This window comes from Rhodanobacter sp. MP7CTX1, from assembly GCF_014205795.1.
In the GTDB taxonomy this organism is placed as follows: domain Bacteria; phylum Pseudomonadota; class Gammaproteobacteria; order Xanthomonadales; family Rhodanobacteraceae; genus Rhodanobacter.
Genome location: NZ_JACHCN010000009.1, coordinates 88,781 through 106,701, shown reverse-complemented (window position 1 = coordinate 106,701; position 17,921 = coordinate 88,781). Strand labels below are relative to the sequence as shown.

The 17,921-nt window shown below is 64.1% G+C and carries 18 protein-coding genes; 12 read left to right on the top strand and 6 right to left on the bottom strand.

Features of this window, described 5'->3' with window-relative positions; all coding sequences use genetic code 11:
- Positions 1-170 precede the first annotated feature (170 nt).
- From HDE77_RS12635 to HDE77_RS12625, 3 genes are all read right to left on the bottom strand, one after another.
- Positions 171-614, bottom strand: a complete 444-nt coding sequence (locus HDE77_RS12635) for a rhodanese-like domain-containing protein (RefSeq protein ID WP_184417689.1) — start codon at positions 612-614, stop codon at positions 171-173.
- A 132-nt stretch (positions 615-746) separates the two neighbouring features.
- Positions 747-1,160, bottom strand: coding sequence for a hypothetical protein (locus HDE77_RS12630; protein WP_184417688.1), 414 nt, complete (start codon positions 1,158-1,160; stop codon positions 747-749).
- 67 nt (positions 1,161-1,227) lie between these two features.
- Positions 1,228-1,728 carry a YiiD C-terminal domain-containing protein gene (locus HDE77_RS12625; protein ID WP_184417687.1) on the bottom strand — a complete coding sequence of 167 codons (501 nt, stop codon included), beginning with the start codon at positions 1,726-1,728 and terminating at the stop codon, positions 1,228-1,230.
- A gap of 110 nt (positions 1,729-1,838) precedes the next feature.
- On the opposite strand from HDE77_RS12625, the gene HDE77_RS12620 reads away from it, so the two are divergent.
- The 3 genes from HDE77_RS12620 (at position 1,839) to HDE77_RS12610 (ending at position 5,056) form a co-directional block, all read left to right on the top strand.
- Entirely contained in the window at positions 1,839-2,591 is a 753-nt protein-coding gene (locus HDE77_RS12620) for a uroporphyrinogen-III synthase (RefSeq protein WP_184417686.1), read from the top strand.
- Positions 2,592-2,660: 69 nt separating this feature from the next.
- Complete coding sequence (locus HDE77_RS12615; protein WP_184417685.1) at positions 2,661-3,803, top strand: uroporphyrinogen-III C-methyltransferase; 1,143 nt, start codon at positions 2,661-2,663, stop codon at positions 3,801-3,803.
- The gene (locus HDE77_RS12610) at positions 3,800-5,056 is read left to right on the top strand and encodes a heme biosynthesis HemY N-terminal domain-containing protein (protein WP_184417684.1); all 1,257 of its coding nucleotides are present in this window, start codon (positions 3,800-3,802) and stop codon (positions 5,054-5,056) included. The genes HDE77_RS12615 and HDE77_RS12610 overlap by 4 nt, the downstream gene beginning before the upstream one ends.
- Before the next feature lie 329 nt (positions 5,057-5,385).
- On the opposite strand, the gene HDE77_RS12605 is transcribed toward HDE77_RS12610, so the two are convergent.
- The 3 genes from HDE77_RS12605 to HDE77_RS12595 are packed head-to-tail and all read right to left on the bottom strand — an operon-like array spanning position 5,386 to position 7,216.
- On the bottom strand, positions 5,386-5,793 hold the full coding sequence (locus HDE77_RS12605; RefSeq protein ID WP_184417683.1) for a hypothetical protein: 408 nt from the start codon (positions 5,791-5,793) through the stop codon (positions 5,386-5,388).
- Entirely contained in the window at positions 5,790-6,260 is a 471-nt protein-coding gene (locus tag HDE77_RS12600) for an Mpo1-like protein (protein WP_184417682.1), read from the bottom strand. Before HDE77_RS12600 ends, HDE77_RS12605 begins: the two co-directional genes overlap by 4 nt.
- A gap of 59 nt (positions 6,261-6,319) precedes the next feature.
- Positions 6,320-7,216 carry a phosphoribosylaminoimidazolesuccinocarboxamide synthase gene (locus HDE77_RS12595; RefSeq protein WP_184417681.1) on the bottom strand — a complete coding sequence of 299 codons (897 nt, stop codon included), beginning with the start codon at positions 7,214-7,216 and terminating at the stop codon, positions 6,320-6,322.
- A gap of 106 nt (positions 7,217-7,322) precedes the next feature.
- On the opposite strand from HDE77_RS12595, the gene HDE77_RS12590 reads away from it, so the two are divergent.
- The 9 genes from HDE77_RS12590 to HDE77_RS12550 all read left to right on the top strand — a co-directional run bounded on the left by HDE77_RS12590 (position 7,323) and on the right by HDE77_RS12550 (position 17,918).
- Complete coding sequence (locus HDE77_RS12590) at positions 7,323-7,649, top strand: c-type cytochrome (protein ID WP_184417680.1); 327 nt, start codon at positions 7,323-7,325, stop codon at positions 7,647-7,649.
- Positions 7,646-8,449, top strand: a complete 804-nt coding sequence (gene djlA / locus HDE77_RS12585; protein ID WP_184417679.1) for a co-chaperone DjlA — start codon at positions 7,646-7,648, stop codon at positions 8,447-8,449. The genes HDE77_RS12590 and djlA overlap by 4 nt, the downstream gene beginning before the upstream one ends.
- 114 nt (positions 8,450-8,563) lie before the next feature.
- Complete coding sequence (rpe, locus tag HDE77_RS12580) at positions 8,564-9,232, top strand: ribulose-phosphate 3-epimerase (RefSeq protein WP_184417678.1); 669 nt, start codon at positions 8,564-8,566, stop codon at positions 9,230-9,232.
- An 882-nt stretch (positions 9,233-10,114) separates the two neighbouring features.
- Positions 10,115-10,807, top strand: a complete 693-nt coding sequence (gene pdsR, locus HDE77_RS12575; RefSeq protein WP_184417677.1) for a proteobacterial dedicated sortase system response regulator — start codon at positions 10,115-10,117, stop codon at positions 10,805-10,807.
- Positions 10,804-11,406: a hypothetical protein gene (locus HDE77_RS12570; RefSeq protein WP_184417676.1), complete on the top strand. Its 603-nt coding sequence runs from the start codon at positions 10,804-10,806 to the stop codon at positions 11,404-11,406. Before pdsR ends, HDE77_RS12570 begins: the two co-directional genes overlap by 4 nt.
- A 36-nt stretch (positions 11,407-11,442) precedes the next feature.
- Positions 11,443-13,470, top strand: coding sequence for an ATP-binding protein (locus HDE77_RS12565; protein ID WP_184417675.1), 2,028 nt, complete (start codon positions 11,443-11,445; stop codon positions 13,468-13,470).
- An 89-nt stretch (positions 13,471-13,559) separates the two neighbouring features.
- Positions 13,560-15,035 carry an anthranilate synthase component I gene (gene trpE, locus HDE77_RS12560; RefSeq protein ID WP_184417674.1) on the top strand — a complete coding sequence of 492 codons (1,476 nt, stop codon included), beginning with the start codon at positions 13,560-13,562 and terminating at the stop codon, positions 15,033-15,035.
- A gap of 128 nt (positions 15,036-15,163) precedes the next feature.
- Positions 15,164-16,735 (top strand): efflux transporter outer membrane subunit, encoded by a 1,572-nt coding sequence (locus HDE77_RS12555; RefSeq protein ID WP_184417673.1) that lies wholly within the window; start codon positions 15,164-15,166, stop codon positions 16,733-16,735.
- The gene (locus HDE77_RS12550; RefSeq protein WP_343206107.1) at positions 16,725-17,918 is read left to right on the top strand and encodes an efflux RND transporter periplasmic adaptor subunit; all 1,194 of its coding nucleotides are present in this window, start codon (positions 16,725-16,727) and stop codon (positions 17,916-17,918) included. The genes HDE77_RS12555 and HDE77_RS12550 overlap by 11 nt, the downstream gene beginning before the upstream one ends.
- Positions 17,919-17,921: the final 3 nt, after the last annotated feature.

Below are 17,921 nucleotides of genomic sequence, written 5' to 3'. Positions count from 1 at the left end.
CCACCCTGTGGGCGATCGGGTCGCGGGTTAGTTTGACGCCACCGCGTAGGTTGGGGTGAGCGCAGCGAACCCCAGCGTCTCCGCGATGTACCGGTCTTGGCGATGCGCTTGAGGCGCTTGTTGGGTTCGCTTCGCTTACCCCAACCTACGTGCTCCCCGATGGTGTGGTCCTACCTGCCTTTGGCCACGGGATACTGCGCCTGCTGCCAGGCCAGCACGCCGCCGCCGAGCGTATAGACCTTGCCGAAGCCGGCCTTGACCAGGCGCTGCGCGGCCCTGATCGAGTTGCCGCGACCATCCTTGTCCATCACCACCACGGGCAATTCGCGCGCCTTGGCCAGGTCTTTCTGTTCGGGGTCGAACTGGCTCATCGCCACGTGCTTGGCACCGGGAACGTGCATCTTTTCAAAGTCGGCAAAGGCGGACAGATCGATCAGCAGGGGGCTTTCCCGGTTGATCAGCAGGGTCAGGCCGGCCGGAGTCAACTCGCGGGTCTTGCTGAACAGGTCGATGACCTGCATGACGATCAACGCCACCAGCAGGATCACGAACAGGGCCGCCAGGGCCGCATGGTTGCCGAGAAACTGGGGCAGCTTTTGCAGGAAATCGTTCATCGTCATTCCACAGGCGCGGTGATCACGCCGATTCGGGTAAACCGATGATTATACGGGTAGGCGCGACAGACAGCCCGCCCCCGTTCCGATTCGCCGCTCATTGCGTTATCGGGCAGCGCTCATTCCCGCGTGTCACTGCTGGGTGATGTCCGGCAGCCCGCTGGTCAACCACCAGTGTTGGCCGGTGGCATCGTAGTGCCAGTTCTGGTGGTCGACGATGCTGCGCTCGAACTGGGTATTGTTGTTGATCAGACTGATGTGGACCGTCTGCTGCATGTCGTCCTTACCGGCGGGAATCGGACCCGAGCCGTCATCGTATTCGCTCACCCGCACCTGCTTGTAGCGCTCGAGGTCCAGCTTGCTCAGCGGATGGGCAGCGCGGTACTTCGGTTCGAGGAACATCTCCGCACTCTGGAAATCACCCCAGCGCAGCGTGCTGCTGTAGGCCTGCAACGTGTCGGTCAGCGTATCGCTGCGCTTCTGGGTGGCACAGCCGGCCAGCAACAGCACGGACAACAGGACTGGAATGCACAGGATGCGCCGCATGGGTAGTCTCCCCCCGATGAATGACTTGGCCATTCTGCCGCAAGCAGCGGCCGGCGTCTGCGACTGACTAGACGGGTTGCTCGACTTGGACGGGTTCCGGGACGCGCCGCTTGGCGACGAAGCGCGCACTCAGCGTGGCTGCCGGCTGGCCGTCTTCGCCGGGCACCACGCAGGCAACTTCGATGCGCGCCCTGCCGCGGGCGTTCAAGGTGTGGAAGAACAGGTTCCAGTCGGCATCCGCGGCAAGGCGAGCCTCACTGCGGAAGTCCTGCCACAGCGGCGCCAGATAGCGCACGGTGGACTCGGCCACAAACACATCGCAATCCTCACCACGGCGGCGCAACGCCAGTTCCACCAGCCCCCATCCACACAGCGTCATCAGGCTGACCAGGCTGCCGCCGAAGGCACAGCCCTTGTCGTTGATGTTCGGTGGCAGCGGCGCCAGCAGGCTGAGCATGTCATTGTCGACAGTGCCGAGCTGCAGATCCATGGCGTGAGCCAGTGGAATCTCGTCGCGGAGGAACTGGACCAGCTGCTGAGCCGGTGTCTGTGTGTCGGTGGTAGTCACGTTGATTGAAGGTCCATGGGGAGGGGAGGACTCCCCAGTGTAGGGCCGCCGCTACACTGGTTGCCATGGCAGTGAGCGGAGGCGATGCGTAGGTGCAACGGCAAACCCCAATGAGCGGAGATGAATTGCGCGGCCGGATCGTGGTGATCACACGTCCTGCCGGCACCGCCTCGGCGCTGTCGCGGCGGGTGCGTGCCGCGGGTGGCGTACCGCTGTTGCTGCCCGGCCTGGCTTTACGCAACGTGGATGACGAAGTCGAAGCGCGCGATGGGCTGCAGGCCGCACTGGCGGATGATGTGCTGATCTTCAGCAGCCCCGCCGCGGTGCGCTTTGCCGCTGCGCTGGCGCCGCTGCGCACGCCAGCCACGGTACTGGCGGTTGGCCAGGGTACGGCGTGGGCGCTGCGCCGGCATGGCATCCAAGCACCACTGGCTCCGGCGCGACAGGACAGTGAAGGGCTGCTCGACCATCCGGCATTGCAAGAATTGCGGGGTCGCCGCATCGCGCTCATCGGTGCAGCTGGCGGTCGCGGCCTGTTGCGCGCACAACTTCTCGCGCGTGGCGCGGAGTTGAGTGAGTTGCATGTCTATCGGCGGGTGGCGCCGCGGCTCGATCGCCGACATGTCGAGCCGCTGCTGCAGTTGCTGCCCTCGGCGCTGGTGCTGCTATCCAGCGCAGAGGCGGTGCAGAACCTATGCCGGATCTTGCCGCCCGCAGCGCTGGCCCGGCTGTTCGCGGCCACTGCGGTAGTGAGCAGTGAGCGACTCGCCTCGGCCGCCCGTGCTGCCGGTTTTGCCCGCATCGCGCTGGCGGCTTCCGCACTCTCGGCCGACCTGCTCAGCGCGGCGATGCGCCCGAACTGATCCTCTTCATCGATCTTCTTCACGCCGGCTAGCTACGACCGCGTGCGGATGGGCTGCTAGCATGCGCGCATGAGCAATCCAGACCAGCCGAGCGAGTACACCGCGCCCGAGGGCGCCCGTCCCGATCCCGTGCCAGTACGGCCTGCGCCCGTGCTGCGTGAATCACGTCCGCGAGGCGGCGGCAGTCTGGCGCTGGCGGTGGTGTTGTCGCTGATTGCTGTGGGGGCCGCCGGTTACATTGGCTGGCAGCAATGGGTCCAGACCCAGGGTGCGCACGCGGCCGTGCTTACCACGATGGATTTGCAGACGCGCGTGAGCGCGCTTGAGACGACACTGATCGGTGTCAGCGGTGAGCGCACCAGCCTCAATCAACGCTTGAACGATGCGGCCGCGGTCAACCGTTCGCTGCGTGAGGAACTGCTCGGTCAGGCCGGTCGCACGCGCAATCTCGAGGATGCAGTGGCGAAGCTCGCCGAGAAAAGCCTGTCCGGGCACGATGCGCTGCTGCTGGATGAAACCGATTCGCTGCTGCGCATGGCCAGCGAACGCTACACCTTGTTCCATGATGCACAGGGCGCGGCCACGGCCTATGCGCTGGCCGACCAGACCCTGGCCGCGGTCAATGACGGCGCGTTCTCCACGGTGCGCCAGGACATCGATGCCGAGCGTGCCGCGCTGGAGAAGAGTCAGCCGGCCAATCAGGCTGGCGCGTTACAACAACTGACCGAATTGCGCGGCACGCTTCCCGCGCTGCCATTGAAGTCGCTGGATAGCCCGAACGCGACGCAGGCGCCGGATCTGTGGACGCGCATTCGCCGGGCGGTGCTTGGCGTATTCAGTGTGCAGCGTGACAACGGCGCACCGCTGGCCGTCGCCGATGCGCGATTTGCACGCGAGTTGGCCGCGCTGGATCTGGCGCAGGCGCAGGCTGCGCTGCTGGCCAGCGACAGCACGGCTTATGCGGCCGCGCTGCAGCGGGTGGATGCCAGCTTGTCGACCCAGTTTGACGGTAGCGTGCCCGCCGTACAGCAGGCTCGGATCACGCTCAAGCAACTCGCCGCCGCGTTGCCCACCGGCGCGCCGGTACAGCTCGGCGGCGCACTGACCGAGCTGCGCAATCTGCGCGCCGTGCATGCACTGACACCGACGCCGGACGCTGCCGCACCCGTAGCGAGCGGCACGGCAGCGCCGGCAGGCGGAGCGAAGCCATGAAGCTATGGCGCTGGATCCTGCTGCTGGTGATCGTCGCCGCGCTGGCTGCGTTCGGCTGGCATTGGGTGGCCGAAGATCCCGGCTACGTCTATGTGCACATGCGTGGTTGGTATGCCGAGCGCACGGTCGTCGGAGCGGTATTCACCCTGTTGTTGATCTGGGCCTTGATCGTCGTGCTATGGCGCTTGCTGCGCTGGCCGTTCGGCGCGTTCTCGCGGCGTCATCGGCGGCTCAGCCAGCAACGCATGGGCGAGGGTTTGGTCGCCTTGATCGAAGGACGCAACGGTGACGCTGAGCGTGACCTCAATCGTGCCGCACGGCTGGACAGTCTGCGTGGGCCGGCCTTGCTGGCCGCTGCTGAAGCCGCGGCGCGCCGGGGCGAACATGCCCGTGCTCTGGAAGCACTGAATCAGGCATCGCAATCCGCACCTCAAGCGGCACGCGTGATGCGCGCGCGCATGCTGCGTCGCGATGGCAAGTCGGCCGAGGCGCTGGCGCTGCTGGCACCGGAATCGGACAAAGGCAGTTTGACGCCTGCGGGCTGGCGCGAGCTGGCGCTGGCGGCACTGGCCAGCGGCGATACTCTGCGCGCCCGCGCTGCACTCGATCCGCTACAAAAGAGCGGTGCCCTCGGCACCCGCGCTTACGCCGCATTGGAGACCCGCGTGCTGGTCGCCACGCTGCAAGCCAGCACGAATGGCGCCGCGCTGAACACGCTGTGGTCGCAATTGCCGAAAGCGCAGCGGCGGGTGCCAGCGGTGATCGACGCCTATGCCCGACGCGCGGCGGCTTTCGGCCTGATCCTGCCGGCGATGGACGAGCTGGAGTCCGCGCTGCGCCGCGAATGGTCGCCCCTGTTGATCGAAACCTACGGCACGCTCGGCAGCGAGGATATTGAAGCGCGCCTGCGCCGCGCCGAGAGCTGGCTCGACGCGCATCCCAACGACGCCGCTCTGCTACTTACACTCGGCCGCATGTGCGTGCGACTCAAGCTTTGGGGCAAGGCGAATCAATACCTGCAACGTTCGCTGGCGCTTGCGCCCAGCGCAGATGCGTGGGAAGCGTTGGGCGATCTTCATGCGGGCCAGGGGGACGCCACGCTTGCCCAGCGCTGCTACCGCAACGCGTTAGCGTTCGCGCGCAACGAGGCAACCGAACCGCTGCCCCAGGACTATCGAACCGAGCGCCTCGACACCCGCCCGGTCGCGATCGAAGAACGCAGCGAACATGGTGTGCCGCGGTTGCGGGAGTAGATACGCGGCAACCACGGCAACGACCCAGCTTTGAGCCGCTAATGGGAAATGTTGCGGATGGAAACGCCCAGTCAAACTACTCGTGGCTCGTCATTCCTGCGAAGCCAGGACAAGCGCAAAGCGCGCAGAACGCTCGAAGAGCGGCCCCGGAGGGGCGAGCGAAGCGAGTAACCCAGTGCCCTTGCACTTCAAGAGCCTGAGCTGCCGTGTTCGTGCTTTCGCAGGAATGACAAATGGGCTGAGATGCCCACGCCCACTGGCAGCACACGAGAGCCTAAAGGAACGCTTTGCCCCGAGCCCGGGCGCAGCGGTGCTCATGCGGCGTGCGGTCACGCCAGACTGGTAGCAATCCCGAAGCTGATCGCCATGATCGCAGCCACCGCCATGCAGGCGCTGCCGGGGCGGATGCGACGCGCGTCGATGCGCGGGGTCAGTCGCCACAGCAGCACCGTGCCGATCAGCATGTCCAGCACCAGCGTGCAACGCAGCAGGCCGGAATTGAGCAACGCTGCGTACGGAGGATGTAGATGGCCTTCATAGGCAGCCACGCCCACGATCAGCAGCATGCCGATCATGTTCCACAGCAGGCAGGCGAGATAGATTCGGTTGAACACCACCGCGCAGCGTTCGGTCCAGCGCAGCACGGACCAGCCGATCAGGGCAAAAAACAGTGCGCCGATACTGCTGTAAAGCACCCACCAGAGCAGGGTGCTGACCACGGTAAGCAAGGTCGTCATACGGTCTGCTTGAACCCCAGCTTGCGCAGCAGTTTGGCCATCAACCAGGCCGGGCCGATCAGCAGATAAGACAGGTCGGTGAGGAAGCTTGGCCGGCGCCCCTCGAACTTGTGCCCGATGAACTGGCCGATCCAGGCGACCACGAACACGCCAACGGCCAGCCAGCGGAGCGAGGCTGCGCCGAGTACAACGAACAGCAAGTTCGTGAGCAGCCCCAGCAGCGCGAACGTGATCAGTAGCGCAGCAGCCAGCCGACGCGAATGTTTCCAGTACCAGTAGAACGCCAGCACCATCGCCAGCACGGCCCACGCGCCTGGGCGGGCAAACGATACCGGCACGGGGATCGTCCACAGCAGCGCGATCACGCTCCACACGATCGGTGGCACGCAGAGCCAGTGCAACCGCTGGTTGGTCGGGTTCTGGTGATCACCGCTGTAGCTGTCGAGCCAGCTCTGCATATCGCGCATGTGATGACAACTCCGGTTCGGGTCTGGGTTTCGAGTCTGGACGGCTGTTCGAGTCGGGTCTAGTCGAGTTTGATCCCTGCCAGTCGCTGCAATGCCTCGGCATATTTCGCGGCCGTCGCGGCAATGACGTTATCAGGAATGACCGGGCCCGGCGCCTGCTTGTTCCAGTCCTGCGTCTCCAGGTAATCGCGCACAAACTGCTTGTCGTAGCTGGGCGGGCTGATGCCGACGCGGTATTGGTCGGCCGGCCAGAAGCGTGAGGAATCCGGCGTAAGCATCTCATCCATGACATACAGTTTGCCGTCGGCATCGGTGCCGAACTCGAACTTGGTATCGGCAATGATGATGCCGCGTTCGGCCGCATAGGCGGCTGCCCACCGGTAGATCTCAAGGGTGGCGTCGCGCACCTTGCCGGCCAGCTCGCTGCCCACCACGGCGACCACGGCGTCATAGCTGACGTTCTCGTCGTGGTCGCCGACGGCGGCCTTGGTCGACGGGGTGAAGATCGGTGCGGGCAACTGCTGCGCCTGCTGCAGGCCAGCGGGCAACGTGATTCCGCACAGCGACCCGGTCGCCTGATAATCCTTCCAGCCCGAACCAATCAGGTAACCGCGGGCAATCGCCTCCACTGGTACCGGCTTCAGCCGTCGCGCCACGACCGCGCGCTTTTCGTAGAGCGCCAGATCGGTGCCGGCGGGAAGAACCTCGGCCAGTGGCACGTCGAGCAGATGGTTCGGTACCAGATGGGCCGTTTGCGCAAACCAGAAGTTGGAGATCTGCGTGAGCATCTCGCCCTTGCCCGGGATCGGATTGGGCAGCACGACATCGAACGCCGACAGCCGATCCGTCGCGACAATCAACAGCCGATCGTTGGACAACGCATAGACATCGCGCACTTTGCCGCGATGGATCAGTTCCAGGCCGGGCAGGTTCGATTGCAGCAAGCTGGTGGGCACGGCGTCGGTTCCGCAGGTTGAGGGAGCTGCCTATTCTAGCCGCTGCCGCCCAGACGCATCACGGCGCACTGCTAGAATTGGCCGCCTTCAACCCCATGTGTTGCCGATGCGTACCCTACCGATCGCGGCGCTTATCCTGGTCGCCGCCCTATCTGCCCATGCCCAGAGCCCGTCCGTGGTGCCAGCGCAGCCCAGTCGTCTGGGTTTGTGCGCGGCCTGTCATGGGGTGACCGGTCACGCCAGCATGCCCGGCGCGCCGAATCTGGCCGGGCAGCAGCTGGATTATTTGCGCGACGCGCTCAAACAGTACCGCGATGGTCGCCGCGACGTGCCGTTGATGCGCGCCGCGATCGGCCCGGTCAGTGATGCCGAGCTCGACGTCCTGGCGCGCTGGTACAGCGCGCAATCGCCACAGCCGCAGGTTCATCCATGAGTTTTTCCTACACGCTGTGGTTTGCGTTCTTTGGCTTGATCATCGGTCATCTGCCCGGAGCCATCACCGGCGGCATCATCGGCTTCATCTTTGACAACCTGCGGCATACCCAGCGCAAGCACGCCATACCCGAGGCGGGCGGTTTTGTCGGGCCGCTATTCACCCTGCTCGGTGCGGTGGCGAAATCCGATGGCCGCGTGTCGGAGGCGGAAATCGCGGTGGCCGAGCGCTTGATGTCGCGCATGAACCTGGACGCCGAGCTGCGCAAGCAGGCTGCCGCCAGCTTCAATGCAGGCAAGCAACCGGAGTTCGATGTCACCAGCACGATCACCGCGCTGCGCAACTGGGTCGGCTTGCGCCGCGACCATGCGTTTCCGGTGCTGGACGTGGTGATTGAAACCGTACTTTCGGAGGGCAACCCGCCGCCGGAAAAGATGGCGATACTGCGGCAGCTCGCGTTTGCGCTGCGCATCAGCGACATGGAGCTGATGGCTTTGATGGCGATGAAGGGCTATGCGTGGAACGCCGGCAGCCAACGCGGTTACAGTCGGGGTTCGAATGGTGGTGGGTATGTGCCGCCGCAGCGTTCCGCGCAGGGGCCGGACCCCTATGCGGTCCTCGGGATTGACCGCAGCGTCGACGATCGCGCGGTGAAGCGCGCCTATCGCAAACTGATTTCGGAACATCACCCCGATCGCCTGGGGGATTTGCCCGAAGATATGCGCAAACGCGCCGAATCGCGCGCCAGCGAGATCAATGCCGCCTACGACCGCATCAAGGAACAGCGGGGCTTCAAGTAGGAGCGCATCCCCGGATCAAGTCCGGGGCAGGCTCCATGCGCGAGAAGCCAACGAAGCGGTGACGCCGTAAACTGAATCGCGCACAGGGTGCGCTCCTACCAAGAGTCGAAAGACATGAGCAAGCAAGCCCCGATGATCGCCCCGTCCATCCTCGCCGCCGATTTTGCGCGGCTGGGCGAAGATACCGCCGCGGCGCTGGCCGCCGGTGCTGACTGGGTGCATTTCGACGTGATGGACAACCATTACGTGCCCAATCTCACGATCGGTCCGATGGTGCTGCAGTCGCTGCGCGGTTACGGCATCACGGCACCGATCGATGTGCATTTGATGGTCAAGCCGGTCGATCGCATCGTGCCCGATTTCGCCAAGGCGGGCGCCAGCCTGATCAGCTTTCATCCGGAAGCCAGCGAGCATATCGACCGCACGCTCGGCCTGATCAAGGAGTCGGGCTGCCACGCCGGGCTGGTGTTCAACCCCGCCACCCCGCTGGATTACCTCGATTACGTGATGGACAAGCTGGACCTGATCCTGATCATGTCGGTCAATCCCGGTTTCGGGGGGCAGAAGTTCATCCCGGGCACGCTGGAAAAATTGCGTCAGGTGCGCCGACTGATCGACGACAGCGGTCGCGCGATCCGGCTGGAAGTCGACGGTGGTGTCACGGCGGACAATATCGGCGCGATTGCCGCGGCCGGTGCCGACACCTTCGTCGCCGGTTCGGCCATCTTCCATGCGAAGGATTACCGCGCTGAGATCGCGGCGATGCGCCAGGCCATCGGCTAAGCTTCACCCTCTGATTCCCTCGCGGCCAGAGGCGATCGTGTAGGAGCGCACCCTGTGCGCGATCGGGTTGGCGGGTTAATCGCCGCAGGCGAATTGCGCACAGGGTGCGCTCCTACGTAGTATCCCGGGCCCAAAAAGAAAAATCCCGGCGCAGTGGTAAGGCTGTGCCGGGATAAACGTCGTCGGAATGACGTGAGAGGAAACACCATCGATTGGCGTATACCGCCACGACCGCATCGGAGAGGGGTCAACGGCCGCATCGGTACATTCCACGGCTATGGAACCCGCCAATCACTACTTCTGACCGGGCCGGGCCGATTTGGTTCCCGGCTGCACCGGAATCCGTCTGAATATCAGTTCAGCGTAGCCTTCATTGCTAAAAAAATCCCCTCGGAGGGAGGGGAAAGGAACCACCATGACGGGATGCATGTACCAGCGCGAGGCAGGCGCTGCAAGGTTTTAGTCGGGATCAGGCTTGGGTCCAGGAATCAGGCTCGTGCCCCGCGCCCGGCGCGATTCCGTTCGCACCGGGCGCATCCAAGCCTTCCACGGCAGTGACAGGCGATTCGGGGGCTGAGCGCGCCTCAATGCATGCCCAGGATCAGACCCAGTAGCAAGGCGCCCAGCGCCAGCGTCACCCGCAATGGTTCGAAGCCGCGCAGCTCCGCGTTCGGGTCGCGCTCGGGGGATTCAACTTTCGGCATCGGCTGGATTCCTTGCGTTGTGCTTGGACTGCATTGCACACCCCGCCGCGGCGCGGATGCCGGCACAATCGGGCCCGCTTGCCGCTGGCTTGTGGCGAAACGCGGGCAGTCGCCCTGCACGGCTTGCGCGGCGGCAGTTCGCATAGCACGCTGCGGGCACTACAACCCGGAGCGAGCCATGGGCCGCAGCATTGCCATCGTTGAAGACGAACCGCTGATCCGCGCCAACTACGTCGAGGCATTGAACCGCTTCGGCTACGACGCCCGTGGCTACGGCTCGCGACGGGAGGCATCGACTGCGTTCGCGATGCGGTTGCCGGAGCTGGTGATCATCGACATCGGCCTCGGTGACGAGCCTGAAGGCGGCTTCGATCTGTGCCGCGAATTGCGCGCGAAATCGTCCACGCTTCCGCTGATTTTCCTTACAGCGCGCGATTCGGATTTCGACGTGATTTCCGGACTGCGGCTCGGCGCCGATGATTACCTCAGCAAGGACACCAGCCTGCATCAGCTGGCCGCGCGCATTGCGGCACTGTTTCGCCGCATCGAATCGCTGAAGGCGCCGGCATCGAGCGAGACAGTCATCGAGCACGGCCCGCTGAAAATGGAATCCGAGCGCATGCGGATTACCTGGAACGGCGCTGAGGTCCCGCTCACCGTCACCGAGTTCTGGATGGTGCACACGCTGATCCGCTTTCCCGGACATGTGAAAAATCGCGACCAGCTGATGCGTGAGGCCGAGCTCGTCGTGGATGACGCCACGATCACTTCGCACATCAAGCGCATCCGCAAGAAATTCATCGCGGTGGCGTCGGAGTTCGATGCGATCGAAACGGTGCACGGTGTCGGTTATCGCTGGAAGCCCGTATGAAGCGTGTGTTGCTGGGTTTGATCCTGCTCTCCGTCACCGCGATCTCGCAGGCAGCCGCGCCGTCGCCGCCCGGGCTCGCGCACGTCGAGGCATCCGGCAAACCCGACGGCTCGATTCCTGGCTGGACCATTTCCACCAGCGCACCGGCCGGCTGGACGGCCGATTGCTGCACTTACGCCAAGGCCATCGGCGTCGACTTCGTGATCTACCAGGGCGACTGGACCGGCGAACCCGACCGCGTGATGGTGCTCAACGTCTGGCCGCGCAAGCTGCCAACGCTGGCTGCCGAATGGCAGGCCGACCAGAAGCACTACCTTCAGCATGATCCACTGGCCAAAGTTGCCGTGTTTCCGGTGAGCAATCGCGCCATGGACTGCCACGGGCTGCTCTATCAGGGCACAGATCATATCGACGATGCGGTAGTGTTCTGCGATCCGGGCAAGGCCGCCGGCATCCGTTTCAGCTGGTCGATGACCGTGGCCGACGGCGATGCGCAGCGGCAACAAGTCACCGAACTTTTCCAGCGGGTGATCGAGAACTCGGCATACATGAAAAATCAGTCATCTTCCAAACCAACGGACAAGGTGGGACAGCATTAAGCTCGTGTCGCTGCCCGCCTGCTGGATTGCTACAGCATGACCCTGCGCCGGAAACTCCTGCTGGTCGCCCTGTGCACGCTGGCGTTGCCGATAGCCGGCTGGCTGTACGTGCGGCAGATGGAGACGTTGCTGCGCGAAGGGCAGGCGCAGGCGTTGCTGGCATCGGCGCGAGCGGTGGCACGCAGCCTGGTGGTGACCGGCGCCGTGCTGCCGGCAGATGCGCAGGGCTGGTACGTGCAGCAGACGCCGAGCCCGATCACCGTCGATGGTTACGGCGACGATTGGGCGCCATTGACCCCATGGAGTCAGCCACTGGATCCGGCGCAGAAGCAGCGCGGCAAGCTGTTGCTCGCCGAAGACAGTGACTGGCTGTATCTGTATGCCGAGGTGCCCGACACCCAGCGCGCCCGGGCCGATGCGAACGACGCGAACGCGCTGGCGGCGGATCACCTGATCCTGACGCTGGGTAACGCCGCCGGCCAGCGGCGTTACCTGCTGGCCAGCGCCGCGCCTGGTTCGCTCACGGCGCGGCCGCTTGATCCTGCCGTCGCCGGCTTGCCCGATCTACTCACCGCGCAGTGGCAGGAAGACGGCAGCGGCTACCGGGTCGAGTTGCAACTGTCGCGTCGTCTGCAACTGCGCACTCTTGGCGTGGGTGTGTACGACGCGGCAGCAGGCGGTGATCCGATGGCCGCCGACACGCGCCCGTTGCTGGACTTTTCAGCGGCACTTTCCAGTGAACTGGCGAAGCTCGCACCCGATCAAGTACAGGCACGGGTGCTGGCGCCGCAGGGTTGGCTGCTGGCACGCAGTGGGCGGCTGATCACCACACCGGGTGCCGATGGCCAGCCGGGTTGGTTCGCCTCGCTGATCTATCGTTCGCTGCTGGCCACCCGGATGGAAGAAGCGAACCCCTGGGCACAGGATGTGCCTCGGCTGGATACCCGTGAAGTCAGCCAGGCCAGCGCGGGCAAGTCCGCAAGCGTCTGGCGTAGCGGCGAGGAGCGCGGCAGCGTGGTGCTGGCTGCCGCGGTGCCGATCGAGAGTGCGGGCAAGATCGATGGTGTGCTGTTGCTGGAGCAATCCAGTCGCATCGTTCCGCTGCTTGCAAATCGCGCCTTGCTCGGCCTGCTGCTCACGAGTTTTGGTGTGCTGCTGGTGGCTGGCGGCATCCTGCTGGCGTTTGCGACCCGGCTCAGCTTGCGGCTGGGGCGTTTGCGCAATGCAGCCGAGCGCGCGCAACTCAATGATGGACGTCTGGACGGCTTGTTTGAAAAAGGTCGTTTCCCGATGACTGACGCACCGGACGAGATCGGCGACCTCGCGCGCAGCTTCGAGCGTCTGTTCGAAGTGGTCGGTGGCTATACCGACTATCTGCGCACGCTGGCCTCCAAACTTTCGCACGAACTCAATACGCCGCTGGCGATCGTGCAGTCCTCGCTCGACAACCTCGAGCATGCGGCGCTCCCTGCCGAGGCAAAGCCCTATCTGGCACGTGCCCGCGACGGCGTGGCGCGGCTCAGTGCGCTGGTGCGGGCGATGAGCGAGGCGAGCCGGATGGAGCGTTCGATCGCCGCGGCCGAACCCGAGGATGTCGATTTGCGTGACGTGGTGCGTGGCTGCGCCGACGCGTATCGTTTGCTGATCGGCACACGTCGACTCGACTGCGTGCTGCCCGATGCGCCGTTGCACATGCACTGCGCTCCCGAGCTGATCGCGCAGGCGCTGGACAAGCTGTTCGACAACGCACTTTCGTTCACTCCGGAGCATGGTTGGCTGCGCCTGAGTCTGCATGCGTGCGATGACGGTGCCGAGATCGAGTTGGCCAATCAGGGGCCGCCGCTGCCTGAAGCAATGCAGGGTCGTTTGTTCGACTCCCTGGTCAGCCTGCGCGACAAGGCCACGCCGGGCGACGCACCTCATCTGGGCCTGGGTCTGTACGTGGTGCGGCTGGTCGCAGAACGGCACGGCGGCGTGGCGCTGGCGCGCAATCTCGACGACGGCAGCGGCGTGGCGTTCTGCCTGCAGCTGCATGGCATGCCGCGGCAGCGGCTGGGCGGTTGAGGCCGGCTGGCGGTTGAGTTCGATAGATGCCTGAGTCCGAGCTTCGCCTACAATGGCCGCTTCCCCGCCTGGCCATCCGGATCTGACACGTGATCTCCCGAGACGAATTCGACGCGCTGGTTGCCCAGGGGCATACGCGCATACCGTTGGTGCGGGAGGTGTTCTCCGACCTCGACACGCCGCTGTCGGTGTATCTGAAACTGGCCGACGGCCCGTACACCTTCCTGTTCGAATCAGTCGCGGGCGGGGCTACGTGGGGCCGCTATTCGATCATCGGCCTGCCGGCGAAACGGGTGTACCGACTGCGCGGGCATGAGCTGGAGGTGGAGGACGCCGGCGAGGTCATCGAGCGCCGCCATCTCGACGATCCACTCGGCGAGATCGAGCGGCTGCGTCAGCAATACGATGTGCCGCAATTGCCGCAACTGCCTGCGTTCAGCGGCGGCCTGGTGGGCTACTTCGGCTTCGAGACGATCGGCTATATCGAGCCGCGCCTGGCGCAGTGGGATCGTGCTGACGAGCTGGGCACACCCGACGTGCTGCTGATGCTGGCCGAGGAAGTGGCGGTATTCGACAACCTCAAGGGCCGCCTGTATCTGATCGTGCACGCCGACCCGTCGCAGCCGCAGGCTTATGCCGCCGCGCAGCGCCGGCTCGATGCGCTGGTCTACCGCTTGCGCCAGGGCGGCGCCTCTTACCCGCAGCTCACGCAGTCCACGGCGCTGGATGAAGGCGATTTCAAGTCCTCCTTCACCCGCGAGGAGTTCGAGGCGATGGTCGAGCGCGCGAAGGAATACATCCGCGCTGGCGATATCTTCCAGGTGGTGCCGTCGCAGCGGCTCAGCGTCGGCTTCAACGCACGGCCGGTCGATGTGTATCGCGCGTTGCGGGCCATGAATCCCTCGCCGTACATGTATTTCGTCGACCTCGGCGATACGCAGATCGTCGGCTCCTCGCCGGAGACCCTGGTGCGCCTCAGGGACGGCAAGGTGGTGGTGCGCCCGCTCGCCGGCACGCGCAAGCGTGGCGCGACGGAGGAAGAGGACAGGGCGCTGGAAGCGGAGCTGCTGGCCGATCCGAAGGAGCGCGCCGAACACGTGATGCTGATCGATCTCGGCCGCAACGATATCGGCCGGGTCAGCGTGACCGGCAGCGTCGAGGTGAGCGAGTCCTTTGCGATTGAACGCTACTCGCACGTGATGCACATCGTCTCGCAAGTGCAAGGCACGGCGCTGCCGAACCTCAGCTACATGGACGTGCTCAAGGCCACGTTCCCCGCCGGCACGCTGAGCGGCGCGCCGAAGATCCGCGCACTGGAGATCATCCAGGAGCTGGAGCCGTACAAGCGCAACATCTACGCCGGCGCAATCGGCTGGATCGGCTGGTGGGGCGATGCCGACACCGCTATCGCGATCCGCACGGCGGTGATCCAGAACGGGCGCCTGCACGTTCAGGCTGGCGCCGGCATCGTTTACGACTCCGATCCTGCCGCCGAGTGGGAGGAGACGATGAACAAGGGACGTGCCTTGTTCCGGGCAGTGGCGCAGGCCGCGAAGGGGCTGTAACGCCTGTGCGGAGCCATTGCTGGGGATTCGCGACTCGCCTGACGTCGTGACTTTCGGCACGGCTTTCGCTCGTATTTGATACGATATATCGTTACATCCGGATCAATCTCTCTCGAAGACGCGCTCGCATGAAAAAGACGTGGGCCGAAGTGCTCGCCAAAATCGAAGAAACGAGAGATGGGGAAACAAAGAAGGTCTCGTCCCTTGCCAACTCCCTACGGCGCAATCAGCTTTTTTTCGGCGCGGCGCTGGCCTCGTTGCTGATGGCCGGTTGCGCAGTCGGTCCCGACTTCAAGAAACCTGCCGCTCCCGATGTCGCCGATTACACCGCCAAGCCGCTTTCGTCGACCGTTGCAAGCGCGAACGTTGCCGGCGGCGAAGCGCAGCGCTTTAGCAAGGGCAGCGACATTCCCGGTGACTGGTGGACCTTGTTTCATTCCAGGCCACTCAACGATCTGATCGAGCATTCGCTCGCCAACAATCCTGATCTCAAGGCAGCGCAGGCAGCGCTGACCGTAGCTCATGAGAATGTGTTGGGGCAGCGCGGTGTCTACTTTCCAAGTGTCTCCGCGGATTTTTCGGCCACCCGCCAGAAGACCGCAGGGACTATCTCGGCGACGCCCAACAACGGCGAGTTTCTGTACAACCTGTTCACTCCGCAGGTCAGCGTTTCGTATGCGCCTGACTTGTTTGGCCTGAACCGTCGCACGACGGAGTCGATCAAGGCGCAGGAACAATCAGTTCGCTTCCAGATGATCGCGGCGCAGATCACGTTGAGCACTAATGTAGTGGCCGCCGCCGTGCAGGAGGCCTCGCTGCAGGCGCAGATCGATGCGACGCACCAGCTGATCGACATCAACACGAACATGGTGCAAATCCTGCAGCGACAACTCGCCAAGGGTTACGCCAGTGGGCTTGATCTCGCCGCGCAGGAATCGCAGCTCGCCCAAGTCACCGCCACGTTGCCGCCGTTGATCAAGCAACTGGTCCAGGAACGCGATCTTCTGGCGGTTCTGGTGGGGAAATTTCCGAGCGAGGCCCCGGCTGAAAAATTCGATCTTTCGAATCTGCAGCTACCGCAGGAATTGCCAGTCAGCCTGCCTTCGGTACTCGTGGCCCAGCGTCCCGATGTGCTGCAGGCAGAAGCCAACATGCATGCCGCCAGCGCCCAGATTGGCATCGCCACGGCGAATCGACTGCCGAACATCGCGTTGACCGCGAATGCCGGCAGCTCGGCGCTGGCGATTGGGCAGGTGTTCAAATCCGGCACCGGGTTCTGGGGTTTGGGTGCGGATCTGACCGCGCCCATCTTCCAGGGTGGTGCACTGCTGCATCAGGAGCGCGCGGCAAAGGCTGCCTACGTGCAAGCGGCGCAACAATACCGCAGCACGGTGCTGAGCGCTTTTCAAAGTGTCGCCGACACCTTGACCGCGCTTGATCAGGATGCCGAGGGTTTGAAGGCAGCCGGCGCCGCCGCCGATGCCGCCAAGCGCACCCTGGATTTGTCTCAGCGACAACTACAGGCCGGTTATGCGAACGAGCTTTCGCTGCTCAGCGCTGAACAGTCGTATCAGCAGGCCCTGATCAGTCTGATCCAGGCCCAGGCCAATCGTTATGCGGACACCGCAGCGCTGTTCCAGGCGCTCGGCGGTGGCTGGTGGAATCGCGCGGAACTAGTCCAGGACAAAGATGGAAAATAAATTGTTCAACGGGATGACGGCGGCGAAAGGTCGGGGCACGTTCATGCGCTCTCGCGCTGTGGCGCTCATGGTAGCGGCGGGGATCGTGTTGCTTTCTGGCTGCTCATCCAAAACCGACGACAGCTCGCAGGCCGCGTCCGTGACGGCCAGCAACGTAACGTTGACTGCTGCCCAGCGACCGAACGTCCATCTGTACACCGTCGCGTCGTCCCGGTTTCACAAGACCGTCGAAGCCACCGGCGCGGTCGACTTCGACAACGATCAAGCCACCAGCGTGCTGGCACCGATCTCTGGCCCAGTGTCGCGACTGCTGGTATCCCCCGGCGACAAGGTAAAGAAAGGGGATGCATTGGCCTACGTCGATTCCCCCGATTTTGCCGCTGCCGTCAGCACCTATCGCAAGGCCCTCACCACCGCCCATACCGCGCGCCGTCTGGCCGACCTGGAAAAGGATCTGGTCCAGCACCAGGGCGTTGCCAAGCGCGAAGAGGACCAGGCAGAAACCGACGCAGCCAATGCCGACGCTGATCTAGAGGCCGCCCTGCAGGGACTCGTCTCGCTGAGCGTCGATCCCCAGGCGATCAAGGATATTCAGCAGGGTCGGCAGGTGACCCGCATCGAAGGCGTGATCCGCTCACCGATCAGCGGAACTGTGGTGGAGAAACTGATCACGCCCGGGCTGCTTCTGCAGGCCGGCACCACGCCGTGTTTCACCATCGCCAATCTTTCGCGCGTCTGGGTCATGGCGCAGATTTCGGATTCAGATATTTCTTCGGTGAGCGTTGGCGACCCTGCCGAAGTGGTGACCGGCATCGCTGGGAAAAACTTTGCCGGAACCGTGGACAACATTGCGTCCCTGGTGAGTCCCGATACCCGCTTGGTGCCGGCGCGCGTCGTTGTCGACAATCCGGGCGGCTTCCTGAAAAAGCAGATGTACGTCAGCGTGCGGATTCATTCACGCCAGGAAAGCAACGGCCTGCTGGCCCCGGTTTCGGCGATCCTGCGCGACGATGAGAACCTGCCGTTTGTCTACGTCGTCCAGGGCGATGGCAGTTTCGCGCGGCGTTCGGTGACCCTGGGTTATCGCACCGGCGATCAATACGACATTCCCTCTGGCCTTAACTCTGGCGATCAGATCGTGGTTGATGGCGCCATCTTCGTTCAGTTCATGCAAAACCAATGAGCG